The organism is Asticcacaulis sp. AC460 (genome assembly GCF_000495795.1).
Lineage (GTDB): Bacteria > Pseudomonadota > Alphaproteobacteria > Caulobacterales > Caulobacteraceae > Asticcacaulis.
This window is the reverse complement of sequence record NZ_AWGD01000011.1, coordinates 189,351-203,555: the sequence shown is the minus strand read 5'-3', so window position 1 is coordinate 203,555 and position 14,205 is coordinate 189,351. Positions and strand designations below refer to the sequence as shown.

Sequence of the window (14,205 nt, the reverse complement as noted above, 5' to 3'; positions counted from 1 at the left end):
GTTCAGGCCGGCATTGTCAATGGAATTTACAGGACAATCGCGGGTGATGCTGCGAACTCCCTCCTCTCCACGAAGTGGGGAGGTGTCGGCGAAGCCGACGGAGGGGTATCTAGCTATCAGAGGTGAAGGTCTTTTAAGGGGTTAATTTATTTATACTTCTTCTCTTACAGGGTTGAGCAAGGCTTGAAACAGAGTGCAAGCCGCACCCGCCTATACCCCTCCGCCGGCTTCGCCGGCACCTCCCCAGCCTCGCCGGCAGGCATCGTGGAGAGGAGGGAGTTTGCGTCTTCGGAGGTGAGGGGTTCTGAAAATTTTGCGCTTCCCAAGGTTGAATTTGAAGCTATCTTCTCAACATGGACACAACCCGGCATCGTCTGAAGTACGAACTGGCGCGCAGGTTCCGGCGGACTCTCACACCCTCCGAAACCCGGTTGTGGCTCAGGTTAAGGGGCAATCCACAGGGTATCCATTTCCGTCGCCAGCATCCCATCGGTCCCTATATTGTCGACTTCTATTGTACCGCGGCGTCGCTGGTCGTCGAAGTGGATGGCAGTGTTCACACCGAAGACGACAAGGCCCGTCGGGACGAGGTGAGTACAGCCTGGCTGGAAGCACAGGGCATGATGGTCTTCCGGCTAAACGGAGCCGATGTCATGATCGATCCAGATACGGCAGCGGAAGATGTTCTTGAATTGGCGGCCAAGCGGATAACCGCTCGCAAGCCGGATTGACGAGCTTAATTTACTTCCCACGCGGATTATGGTTGATGTCGAAAGATAGAGGAGGGACGCCATGCTCAACCTGGATACCCTGGCCAACCTGCCGGACTATTTCCTGTTTTTCGGCGCAGGCCTCCTGGTCTGGGGCGTCGGCCTGTTCCTCTACGAACTGGTCACCCCGATCAAGGAATTTGACGAAATCCGTAACGGCAATACCGCCGTCGCCATCAACTTCATGGCCGTCGCCATCGCCCTGGCCCTGCCGATCCAGTCGGTCGGGCACTCGACCTTCAACCCCCTCGAACTGGTTCTGTGGGGCGGGATCGGCATCGTCTCCCAGGTCGCCACGCACCTGGTCATCCGTACCTTCTGGAAGACCACCTATGGCCGCCTGACGGCGCGCGGCGACGAAAAGCCCTGCATCGCCTCGGCCCTCCTGCTGTCCGGCTTCAGCCTGGTCGTCGGCATGCTCAACGCCGCAGCCCTGTCGTACTGAGACCGCACGATGACCAACTCCACCCGCGCCTACCGCACACGCCATATGGGCGAAATGAAACGCCGCCGGGCGCGCTGGCTGGCCCTGCTGGCCTGCACCACCTCGGCCGTGGCCATGCTGGGCGGCTGCGGCAATCCCGCGCCCAGCCAAGCCGGCTGGGACAACGGCAATAACGACGCCATCGTCTATAAGTCGCTCGACGAATGCAAGGCGGCCCAGACCGACGACCGCATCTGCGACGAAGCCATGGCCGAGGCCGCCGCCGTCCAGGGCCAGCACCAGTTCAGCCGCAAGGAACAGTGCGAAGCCGAATACGGCGCCGGACATTGCGAAAGCCGTGGCGGTGGTAGCTGGTTCGTGCCGGCCCTGACCGGCTTCATGCTGGCCCGTGCCATGAACGGCGCCGACCTCGATACCTATCGGCGCCGGCGCAACGATGGATATACCAGTGCCCCCGTCTATTCCGGTGGCCGCGCTCGGGAGAGCAGCCGTCCGTCCTACAGCGCGAAGTCGCGCGGCGGATTCGGCGGATCTTCGGGCTTCCACGGCGGTGGCGGATAGGTCATGGAACGCGAGACGCGCGGCCCGCGCCCGGACTGGCAGAAGCGGGTCGAGGCGGAAGGCATGCTGTGGCACACCGCCCACGGCATCACCTACTGGCACGAAGGCGTGGCCTATCGCTTCAGCGAGGCCGAAATCGACGAGATCCATGACGCCACCCAGGCCTGCCACGACATGGCCGTGGCGGCGGCGGGCGCCCTGATCGGGGGCGGAGAACTGGCGCAATGGGGCTATAGCCCCAACGCCATCGCCCTGATCGAACATAGCTGGCGAAATGACGAGCGCGACATCTACGGCCGCATCGACTTCGCCTGGGACGGCAACGGCGCGCCGAAGATGCTGGAATACAATGCCGACACCCCGACCAGCCTGCTGGAGGCGGCGGTGGTGCAATGGTCGTGGCTGACCGATGTCTTCGGCAAGGACGCGACCGGGCAGTTCAACGACCTGCACGCGGCCTTCGTCGCACGCATGAAACAATGGCGCGACGAGCACGGCGCTTTCCTGCACGTCTCCTGCGTCTTTCCGCACGACGAGGACACCGGCACGGTCGCCTATATCGAAAGCGTGGCGCGCGAGGCCGGCATTGAGGTCAAGTTCGTGCCGATCTCCGCCATCGGCCACACCTCCCAGGACGGCGGCCTGTTCCTCGACCAGGACGACCAGCCGATCCGGCTGTTGTTCAAGCTCTATCCCTGGGACTGGCTGCTGGCCGATTCCTACGGCCCGCTGCTGGCCGACGCCGTGCTTGGGGGACGCATCCGGCTGTTCGAGCCGGCCTGGAAGATGTTGATGGCCAACAAGCTGCTGCTGGTGAAGATGTGGCAGATGTTCCCCGACAGCCCCTACCTGCTGGAAACCCACCGCAGCGAACGTCCTTTGCGGGCGAAGATGGAGCGTGGCGGGTCCGAGGGCTTCGTCCGCAAGCCGGCCCTGGGACGCGAAGGCCAGAACGTGACCATCTTCCGTAAGGGGCAGGCCATGGCAACCGAGCGCACCTCCGGCACCTATGGCGACAACGATTTCGTCTATCAGGACCTGGCCACCCTGTTTACCGCGGGATTGGGGGCGTCGCACGTCCACGCCCTGATCGGCAGCTGGGTGATCGGGGGCGAGGCCAGGGGCATGGGGATTCGCGAAAGCGACGGCGCCATCACCGACGACCGGGCGCGCTTTGTACCGCATTATTTTGCGGTGGATTGATATTTTCAGTATAGATCGGCAAAATTTGCCTAGTCTTAAATATAGTCGGCAAGACTTGCCGGTTATACTTTTTGTTGCGCCGCAACAATGTTAACAAGCTGCCCTTCTGAAATGGTTATCAGGACATTCAGAAGTTGAAAAATTAAGTTTTTCACACGTTAAACGGTTGAGTTAATTATTTATAACGCGTTGTTTTTCATATTAAATTACAATGTTCGCCACAGGTGTTTACAGTCGCTTTTTTAGAGATTCGGCGATTAACACTTTGTTCAAGCGATTTCTGTAAATTACTTAGCAATAGGCTCTAGAAGAGAGCTGGGGAGTTAAACGCTCATTGGCAAAAAGCCTGTTCCATTCGGGGCGGACTCGGAATCAATAGTCATAATTCCCGCAGATCGCGGACGGCGCCTCAATCCAAGTCATCTCGACTTACGCATCCGTGCGTGTGCAGGCGCTATTTTCAGGCGGAAAGACACACTCACAGGACGGCGTAATGTGTTCGTAAAGGGGCATTACCATGGCTGTCAATCTGGTCTACGGCAACAACGACCTCACCCTCTCCATCACCTATTTCGACAGCCTTATCTCGGGTACGGGGAATGACATCGTCACCGTCACCGGGCCCCTTACGGCCGCTGTCGTGGATATGGGCGCCGGCACAGATGCCCTGACGCTGGCCGCGGGCGGTAACGTCGTGACGGTCTCGAACGTCGAGACGCTCACCGGTGGTTCGGGCGCCGACATCATCACGCTCCTCACCACCCTGACCGGCATGACGCTGGACCTGGCGGGCGGTTCCGACACCCTTAACCTGGCCAATGTCGTCAACACCGCCAGCATCGCCAATGTCGAGACCCTGACAGGCGGCACCAATGCCGACACCATCACCTTCTCAACCATCCTGACCGGCGGTGTCGTCAACCTGGCCGCCGGCACGGACGCCCTGACGCTGGGCAACTTCGTCAACAGCGCCACCGTTTCGAACGTCGAAACCCTGACCGGTGGTACCGCCGCCGACACCATCACGCTGGGCACCACCCTGACCGGCATGACGGTCGACCTGGCGGCCGGCACCGACAACCTGACCCTGGCCAATGTCGCCAACACCGGCAGCCTGTCCAATGTCGAAAATATCGCCGGCGGCACCGCCAACGACGCCATCACGCTGCTGACCGCCCTGGCCGGCGCGGTCAATCTGGGCACCGGCGCCGACAGCCTGACGCTGGGCAACTTCGCCAACACCGGCACGGTTTCGAACATCGAAACCATCACCGGCGGCACCGCCGCCGACCTCATCACCGTCGCCGCCGCCCTGACCGGCACGGTCAACCTGGGGGCCGGCACCGACAGCCTGACCCTGGGCAACTTCGCCAACACGGCTACCGTGACGGGCGCGGAGACCATCACCGGCAATGCCGGCGTGGACACCATCACGCTGGGCAGCGCCCTGGCCAATACCGACACCATGGACCTGGCCGGCGGCCTCGACGTCCTGAACCTGGGCAACTTCGCCAATACCGGCACCATCTCGAACACCGAGACCATCACCGGCAACGCCCTGGCCGACACCATTACCCTGGCCACCGCCGTCGCGGCGGGCACCATCAACCTGGCGGCCGGCACCGACGCCCTGACCTTTGCCAACGGAACCAACAGCGCCACGGTTTCGAACGTCGAAACCATCACCGGCGGCACCGGCGCCGACACCATCACCCTGGGCGCGGCCATCACGGCCGGCACGATCGACCTGGTCTCAGGCACCGACAGCCTGACGCTCGGCAACTTCGCCAACTCGGTGACGATCTCCAACGTCGATACCCTGAACGGCGGCACCGCGGCCGACACTGTTACGGTCGCCACCGACGCGTCCGGCATGGCCATCAACCTGGGCACCGGCACCGACACCCTGATCCTGGGTAACTTCGCCAACACCGTTACCGTATCGAACGCCGAAGTCATCACTGGTAACGCCGCCGCCGACATCATCACCCTGGGCGCGGCGATCGCGGCCGGCACGGTCGACCTGAACGGCGGCACCGACGTGCTGAACCTGGGCAACTTCGCCAACACCCTGACGGTCACCGACGTCGAAACCCTCCTCGGCAATGCCGGTGTCGACACCGTCACCCTGGGCAGCGTCCTGGCCAACACCGACTCCGTGAACCTGGCCGGCGGCCTCGACGTCCTGAACCTGGGCAACTTCGCCAATACCGGTACCATCTCGAACACCGAAACCATCACCGGCAACGCCCTGGCCGACACCATCACCCTGGGCACCGCCGTTTCGGCAGGCACTTTCAACCTGGCCGCCGGCACCGACGCCCTGACCTTCGCCAACGGCACCAACTCGGCCACGGTCTCGAACGTCGAGACCATCACCGGCGGGACCGGCAACGACGCCATCACCATCGGCGCCATCATGACGGCCGGTATCATCGACCTGGTTTCGGGTACCGACAGTGTGACGTTTGGCGCCTTCGTCAACTCGGCCACCCTCTCCAACGTCGATACCGTCACCGGTGGCACCCTGGCCGACACTATCACCGTGGCGACCCAGATGACCTCGGGGACGATCGACCTGGGCACCGGCACCGATGCCCTGACCCTGGGCAACTTCGCCAACACCCTGACGGTTTCGAACGTCGAAACCCTGACCGGCAACGCGGCGGCCGACCTCATCACCATCGGCGCCGCCCTCACCGGCACGGTCAACCTGGCCGGCGGCACCGACAGCCTGAGCTTGGGCAACTTCGCCAACACCGCCACCGTTTCTGGCGCTGAAACCATCACCGGCAATGCCCTGGTCGATACCATCACCCTGGGTACGGCTCTGGCCAATACCGACACCATCAACCTGGCCGGCGGCCTGGACGTCCTGAACCTGGGCAATTTCGCCAATACGGGTACGGTGTCGAATGCCGAAACCATCACCGGCAACGCCCTGGCCGACGACATCACCCTGGGCGCCGCCGTTACGGCCGGCACCTTCAACCTGGCGGCCGGTACCGACGTCCTGACCTTCGCCAACGGCACCAACAGCGCTACGGTTTCGAACGTCGAAACCATCACCGGCGGCACCGGCGCGGAAACCATCACCCTGGGCACGGCCCTGGCCAACACCATGACGGTGGATCTGGCGGCCGGAACCGACAACCTGACCCTGGGCGCCTTCGCCAATACCGGCAGCCTGTCGAACGTCGAAAACGTCACCGGCGGCACCCTGGTCGACAACATCACCCTGCTGACGGCCCTGGCCGGCACGGTCAATCTGGGCACCGGCACCGACAGCCTGACGCTGGGCAACTTCGCCAATACCGGCACGGTTTCGAACATCGAAACCCTGACCGGCGGCACCGCCGCCGACCTCATCACGGTCGGCGCCGCCCTGACCGGCACGATCAACCTGGGCGCCGGCACCGACAGCCTGCTCCTGGGCAACTTCGCCAACACGGCCACCGTGACCGGCGCGGAAACCATCACCGGCAATGCTGCCGTCGACACCATCACCCTGGGCAGTGCCCTGGCCAATACAGACGCCATCAACCTGAACGGTGGCCTGGACGTGCTGAACCTGGGCAACTTCGCCAATACCGGCACGGTTTCCAACGTCGAATCGATCACCGGCAACGCCCTGGCCGACGACATTACCCTGGCCACGGCCATCACCGCCGGTACGATCAACCTGGCGGCCGGTACCGACCTGCTCACCTTCGCCGCCGGCACCAACAGCGCGACGGTTTCGAACGTCGAAACCATCACCGGCAACACCGGCGCCGACACCATTACCCTGGGTGCTATCATCACGGGCGGCACGATCGACCTGGTTTCGGGCGCCGACAGCCTGACCCTGGGCGCCTTCGTCAACTCGGCGACCATCTCCAACGTCGACACCCTGGTCGGCGGTTCGGCCAACGACACCATCACCGTCGCGACCGATGCCTCGGGTATGAATATCAACCTGAATGGCGGCACCGACACCCTGATCCTGGGCAACTTCGCCAACACGGTCACCCTGTCGAACGTCGAAGTCGTCACCGGTAACGCGGCCGTCGACGCCATTACGCTCGCCACCATCATCACGGCCGGCAATGTCGACCTGAATGGCGGCAACGATGTCCTGAACCTGGGCAACTTTGCCAATACCCTGACCGTCACCGATGTCGAAACCCTCCTCGGCAATGCCGGTGTCGACACGGTTGTCCTGGGCTCGGTCCTGAGCAACACCGACAGCATCAACCTGGCCGGCGGCATCGATGCCCTGACGCTTGGCAACTTCACCAATACCGGTACGCTGAGCAACGTCGAATCCGTCACCGGTGCGGCCGGTGCCGACACCATCACATTGGCCACGGCGGTCACCGCCGGCGTTGTGGACCTGGCGGCGGGCGCCGACAGCCTGACCCTGGCCAACGGCGCCAACAGCGCCACAGTGTCCAACACCGAAACCATCACCGGCGGCACCGGTGCTGACACCATAACGCTGGGCAGCACTCTGACCGGCGTCACCATCGACCTGGCGGCCGGCACCGACACCCTGATCCTGGCCGCCGTCGCCAATACCGGCTCGGTCACCAATGTCGAAAACATCACCGGCGGCAGCGCGGCCGACACCCTGACCCTGGCCACCGCCCTGGCCGGCACGATCGACCTGGGCGCCGGCACCGACAGCCTGACACTGGGCAACTTCGCCAATACCGGCACCGTGTCCAACACCGAAACCCTGACCGGCAACGCGGCGGCCGACCTCATCACCATCGGCGCGGCCCTGACCGGCACGGTCAACCTGGCCGGCGGCACCGACAGCCTGACCCTGGGCAACTTCGCCAACACCGCCACGGTTTCGAACACCGAATCCATCACCGGCAATGCTGGCGTCGACACCATCACCCTGGGCACGGTGCTGTCCAATACCGACACCATCAACCTGAACGGTGGCCTCGACGTCCTGAACCTGGGCGCCTTCGCCAATACCGGTTCGGTGTCAAACGTCGAAACCATCACCGGCAACACCCTGGCCGACGACATCACCCTGGTCACCGCTATTACCGCGGGCACTATCAACCTGGCGGGCGGCACCGACGCCCTGACCTTCGCCAACGGTACCAACACGGCCACAGTTTCGAACGTGGAAACCATCACCGGCGGCACCGGCAACGATGCCATCACCATTGGCGCAGCCATGACGGCCGGTGTCATCGACCTGGTTTCGGGTACCGACAGCGTGACCTTCGGCGCCTTCGCTAACTCGGCGACGGTTTCCAACGCTGATACCATCACCGGCGGCACGGCCGCCGACACCATCACCCTTGCCACGGCCCTGGGCACGGTCGATCTGGGTACCGGCACCGATACCCTGAACCTGGCCAACACCGCCAACACGGGTACGGTTTCGAACGTCGAAGCCCTGGTCGGTAACGCCGCGGCCGACGTCGTCACCATCGCCGCCGCCCTGACGGGCACGGTCAACCTGGCCGGCGGTACCGATACCCTGCTCCTGGGCGCCTTCGCCAATACCGCGACGGTTTCGAACGCAGAAACCATCACCGGCAATGCCAATGCCGATACCATTACGCTGGGCACCGTGCTCAGCAACACCGACACCATCAACCTGGCCGCCGGTATCGACCGGCTGAACCTGGGCAACTTCGCCAATACCGGCAGCCTGAGCAATGTCGAAACCATCATTGGCAACGCCCTGGCTGACGACATCACCCTGCTGACGGCTATCACGGCGGGTACAATCGACCTGGGCGGCGGCACCGACAGCATCACGCTGGGTGACTTCACCAACTCGGTGACCATCTCCAATGCCGAAACCATCCTCGGTCAGAACAGCGGCGGCGCGGATACCGTCACCCTGGGTTCGGCCCTGACCAACACCATGACGGTCAACCTGGACAACGGCAACGACACGCTGATCCTGGGTAACTTCACCAACACCGGCACGCTTCAAGGCATTGAAAGCCTGACCGGCGGTACGCTGAACGACACCATCACCCTGACCTCGGCCATGAGCGCCACGGTCAACCTGGGCACCGGCGTCGACGCGATCACCCTGGCCAATACGACCAACACCTGCACCATCAACAATACCGAAACCATCACCGGTAATGCCGGCGCCGACAGCATCACCATCACCACCATCCTGACCGGTGGCACTATCAACCTGCTGGCCGGCACCGACGCCCTGATCCTGGGCAATTTCGCCAACAGCGCCACGGTGTCGAACACCGAAACCATCACCGGCAATGCCGGGATCGACACCATCACCCTGGGCACAGTGCTGAACAATACCGACGTCATCAACCTGGCCGGCGGCCTCGACGTCCTGAATTTGGGCAACTTCGCCAACACCGGCTCGATCAGCAATGTCGAAACCATCACCGGCGGCACCGGTGCCGACACCATCACCCTGGTCACGGCTGTGACGGCGGGAACCATCAACCTGGCGGCCGGCACCGATGCCCTGACCTTCGCCAACGGCACCAACTCCGCCACCGTCAGCAACGTCGAAACCATCACCGGCGGCACCGGTGCCGACACCGTCACCCTGGGCGCTATCATTACAGCGGGCACGATCGACCTGGTTTCGGGCGCCGACAGCCTGACGCTCGGCGCCTTCGCCAACTCGGCGACGGTCTCCAACGTCGACACCCTGACCGGTGGTTCGGCCAACGACACCATCACCCTGGCCACCGACGCCACGGGGATGACGATCAATCTGGCCGGCGGCACCGATACCCTGAATCTGGGCGCCTTCGCCAACACGGTGACGATCAGCAATGCCGAGGTCATCACCGGCAATTTCCTGGCCGACGTCGTCACCCTGGCCACCGTCATCACGGCCGGCACGGTCAATCTGGGCGGCGGTGTCAACGTCCTGAACCTGGGCAACTTCGCCAACACGGTCACCGTCAGCTACGCCGAAACCATCAACGGCGGTACCGGCATCGATACGGTCACCATGGCCTGGAACGTCGCCAATACCGATACCATCAACCTGGGTGGCGGCGTCGACGTACTCAACCTGATGAACGGTAGCAACTTCGCCCAACTGTCGAACGTCGAAACCGTCACTGGCGGTACCGGCCTCGACAGCGTGACCTTGCTGACAGCCGTCACCGCAGGCGTCTACAACCTGGCGGCCGGCACCGACGCCCTGACCTTCGCCAACGGCACCAACAGCGCCACGGTCTCCAACACCGAAACCGTCACCGGCGGCACCGGCGCCGACACCATTACGCTGGGCACCACCCTGACCGGCATGACGGTCGACCTGGCTGCCGGCACCGACACCCTGGTCCTGGCCGCCGTGGTCAACACCGGCAGCCTGACCAATGTCGAGAACGTCACCGGCGGTTCGGCCGTCGACACCATCACCCTGCTGACCGCCCTGGCCGGCACGATCGACCTGGCCGCCGGCCTGGATGTCCTGAACCTGGGCAACTTCGCCAATACCGGCACCGTCAACAACGTCGAAACCATCACCGGCAATGCCGCGGCCGACCTCATCACCACCGGCGCCGCCCTGGTCGCGGCCACCGTCAACCTGGCCGGCGGCACCGACAGCCTGACCCTGGGCAACTTCGCCAATACGGCGACAGTCTCGGGTGCGGAAACCATCACCGGCAACGCCCTGGTCGACACGGTCACCCTGGGCACGGCGCTGGCCAATACCGACACCATCAACCTGGCCGGCGGCCTCGACGTCCTGAACCTGGGCGCCTTCGCCAACACCGGTTCGGTCAGCAATGTCGAAACCATCACCGGCAACACCCTGGCCGACGACATCACCCTGCTGACCGCCGTCACGGCCGGCACGATCAACCTGGCCGGCGGCACCGACGTCCTGACCTTCGCGGCGGGTACCAACAGCGCCACGGTTTCAAATACCGAAACCATCACCGGCAATACCGGCGCTGACACCATCACGCTCGGCACCGCCATCACGGCCGGCACGATTGATCTGGCTGCCGGCACCGACGCCCTGATCCTGGGCGCCTTCGCCAACTCGGCCACGGTTTCGAACGTCGAAACCATCACCGGCGGTACTCTGGCTGACACCATCACCATCGCGACCCAGATGACCTCCGGGACCATCAACCTGGGCACCGGCACCGACAGCCTGACCCTCGGCAACTTCGCCAACACCCTGACGGTTTCGAACGTCGAAGCCCTGACCGGCAACGCGGCCGCCGACATCATCACCATCGGCGCCGCCCTGACCGGTACGGTGAACCTGGCCGCAGGCACCGACTCCCTGATCCTGGGCAACTTCGCCAACACGGCCACTGTTTCCGGCGCCGAAACCATCACCGGCAATGCCCTGGTTGACACCATCACGCTCGGAACGATCCTGGCCAATACCGATACGATCAACCTGGCCGGCGGCCTGGACGTGCTGAACCTGGGCAGCTTCGCGAACGTCGGCACTGTCAGCAACGTCGAAACCATCACCGGCAACACGCTGGCGGACGACATCACCCTGGCCACGACGATCACGGCGGGCGTCATCAACCTGGCCGGTGGCACCGACGTCCTGACCTTTGCCGCAGGCACCAACTCGGCCACCGTCAGTAATGTCGAAACCATCACCGGCGATACCGGCGCGGAAACCATCACCCTGGGCACCGCCCTGGCCAATACCATGACGGTCGATCTGGCCGCCGGCACCGACACCTTGATCCTGGGTGCCTTTGCCAACACCGGCAGCCTCAGCAATGTCGAAAACGTCACCGGCGGCACCCTGGTCGATGCCGTCACCCTGCTGACCGCGCTGGGCGGTACGATCAACCTGGGCACCGGCGCCGACAGCCTGACCCTGGGCAACTTCGCCAACACCGGCACGGTTTCCAACGTCGAAACCGTCACCGGCGGCACCGCAGTCGACACCATCACCACCGGTGCCGCCCTGCTGGCGACTACCATCAACCTGGGCGCCGGCACGGACGTCCTGAACCTGGGCAACTTCGCCAACGTCGTGACGGTTTCGAACGCCGAAACCATCACCGGTAATGCCGGCATCGACACGGTCACCCTGGGCAGCGCCCTGGCCAACACCGACGCCATCAACCTGGCGGGCGGCCTGGACATCCTGAACCTGGGCAACTTCGCCAACACCGGTTCCGTCTCGAACACCGAAACCATCACCGGCAATGCCCTGGCCGACGACATCACCCTGGCGACCGCCATTGCCGCGGGCACGATCAACCTGGCCGCCGGCACCGACGCCCTGACCTTCGGCAACTTCACCAACAGCGCCACGGTCAGCAACGTCGAAACCATCACCGGTGGCACCGGCAACGACACCGTCACCACCGGTGCGGCGCTGACGGCGGCCACGATCGACCTGGTCTCGGGCACCGACACTCTGATCCTTGGCGCTTTCGCCAACTCGGCGACGGTCTCCAACGTCGACACCCTGACCGGTGGTTCAGCGGCGGACACCATCACCCTGGCCACCGACGCGTCCGGCATGGTGATCAACCTGAACGGCGGCGTCGATACCCTGATCCTGGGCAACTTCGCCAACACGGTCACGATGTCGAACGTCGAAGTCATCACCGGCAATGCGGCCGTCGACGCCATCACCCTGGCCGCGGCCATCACAGCCGGTACGGTCGACCTGAACGCCGGCAACGACGTCCTGAACCTGGGCAACTTCGCCAATACCCTGACCGTCACCGACGTCGAAACCCTCCTGGGCGGCACCGGCATCGACACCGTCACCCTGGGCAGCGTCCTGGCCAATACCGACAGCATCAACCTGGCCGGCGGCCTCGATGTCCTCATCCTGGGCAATTTCGCCAACACCGGTACGATCAACAATGTCGAGACCATCACGGGCGCGGCGGGTGTCGATACCATCACGCTGGGCACCGCCATCACGGCGGGCACGATCGACCTGGCGGGCGGTGCGGACACCCTGGTCTTCGGCAACTTCGTCAACTCGGCGACGGTGTCGAACGTCGAAACCATCACCGGCGCGGCCAACAACGAAACCATCACCATCGGCGCGGCCGTTGCCTCGGCTACGATCGACCTGGCGGCGGGCACCGACAGCCTGACCTTCGGTAACTTCGCCAACACGGCGACGGTTTCAAACGCCGAAACCCTGAACGGCGGCACGGGCATCGACACCATCACCCTGGCCACCACCCTGACCGGCATGACGCTGGATCTGAAGGCCGGCGCGGACGTCCTGAACCTGGCCAACCTGGCCAATACGGGTACGGTCAGCAACGTCGAGACCATCACCGGCAACGCGGCGGCGGATGTGATCACCCTGGCTACGGCCATTACGGGTGGCGTCTTCAACCTGGCCGGCGGCACCGACAGCCTGACGCTCGGCAACTTCGCCAACTCGGCGACGGTGTCGAACACCGAAACCATCAACGGCGGCTCGCTGGTCGACAACATCACCCTGGGCTCTCAGCTGACCAACACCATGGTGGTCAACCTGAAGGGCGGGATTGATATCCTGAACCTGGGCAACTTCGCCAACACCGGCACCATCTCGGGCGCCGAGACCATCAACGGCAATGCCGGCGCCGACATCATCACCCTGGATACGCCGCTTGCCGCTGGCACGGTCGACCTGGGCGCCGGTACCGACAGCCTGACCCTCATGTCGGGCGTCCTGAACGGCGTGTCGGTGGCCAATGTCGAAACGGTGACGGGTGGTTCCGGCATCGACACGGTGACCCATACGGGCACGGGTGCGATCACCTTCTTTGGCGGCGGCGGCGGCGACACCTATTACTGCGGCACGGGCGTCGACACGGCGGTCCTGGACGATGTCACCGCCCTGATGACGGTGAAGAACTTCCGCGCTTCGGGCGCCGACAAGATCGCGCTGGACGTGGTCGGCCTGGGCACCTACACGGCCAATGAGTTCGACATCGGCGGCACCTCGCTGATCGCGGGAACCAACATCACCAGCGTCAACGACTATGATGCGATGCTGGCGACGTCTCTGTCAAACGGCGGTAAGGGCGCCTTTGTCTACCAGAAGGACGTCGGGGCTCTGTACTGGGATGCCGACGGTGATTTCAGCGCCGGCGCCACCATGATCGCTGTCCTTCAGAGCAGCGGCACGACCCCCTGGACCTATGACATCAACGGCTTCGTGCTTGGCTAGGTTTTTGGGCTAAGCTCCTGAAAAGTCGATCCTTTGGGCCTTCGTTCCGAACCGGGACGGAGGCCCTTTTTGTATCTGTACTATTT

5 protein-coding genes are annotated in these 14,205 nt (G+C 63.7%); all 5 read left to right on the top strand.

What is annotated here, in order from left to right; genetic code table 11:
* Positions 1-353: 353 nt before the first annotated feature.
* Entirely contained in the window at positions 354-731 is a 378-nt protein-coding gene (locus ABAC460_RS32120) for an endonuclease domain-containing protein (protein WP_023452749.1), read from the top strand.
* Positions 732-792: 61 nt separating this feature from the next.
* Positions 793-1,215 (top strand): DUF350 domain-containing protein, encoded by a 423-nt coding sequence (locus ABAC460_RS32115; protein ID WP_023452748.1) that lies wholly within the window; start codon positions 793-795, stop codon positions 1,213-1,215.
* A 9-nt stretch (positions 1,216-1,224) separates the two neighbouring features.
* On the top strand, positions 1,225-1,776 hold the full coding sequence (locus ABAC460_RS48195) for a DUF1190 domain-containing protein (protein WP_023452747.1): 552 nt from the start codon (positions 1,225-1,227) through the stop codon (positions 1,774-1,776).
* 3 nt (positions 1,777-1,779) lie between these two features.
* Positions 1,780-2,979 (top strand): glutathionylspermidine synthase family protein, encoded by a 1,200-nt coding sequence (locus tag ABAC460_RS32105; protein ID WP_023452746.1) that lies wholly within the window; start codon positions 1,780-1,782, stop codon positions 2,977-2,979.
* A gap of 517 nt (positions 2,980-3,496) precedes the next feature.
* A complete protein-coding gene (locus tag ABAC460_RS32100; protein WP_023452745.1) occupies positions 3,497-14,119 on the top strand; it encodes a beta strand repeat-containing protein in 10,623 nt (3,540 codons plus the stop codon).
* Positions 14,120-14,205: the final 86 nt, after the last annotated feature.

What these genes read in the sequence shown, in the direction of transcription:
- ABAC460_RS32105 (WP_023452746.1), top strand. Translation starts at nt 1,780, where the DNA reads ATGGAACGCGAGACGCGCGGCCCGCGCCCGGACTGGCAGAAGCGGGTC.
- ABAC460_RS32120 (WP_023452749.1), top strand. Translation starts at nt 354, where the DNA reads ATGGACACAACCCGGCATCGTCTGAAGTACGAACTGGCGCGCAGGTTC.
- ABAC460_RS48195 (WP_023452747.1), top strand. Translation starts at nt 1,225, where the DNA reads ATGACCAACTCCACCCGCGCCTACCGCACACGCCATATGGGCGAAATG.
- ABAC460_RS32100 (WP_023452745.1), top strand. Translation starts at nt 3,497, where the DNA reads ATGGCTGTCAATCTGGTCTACGGCAACAACGACCTCACCCTCTCCATC.
- ABAC460_RS32115 (WP_023452748.1), top strand. Translation starts at nt 793, where the DNA reads ATGCTCAACCTGGATACCCTGGCCAACCTGCCGGACTATTTCCTGTTT.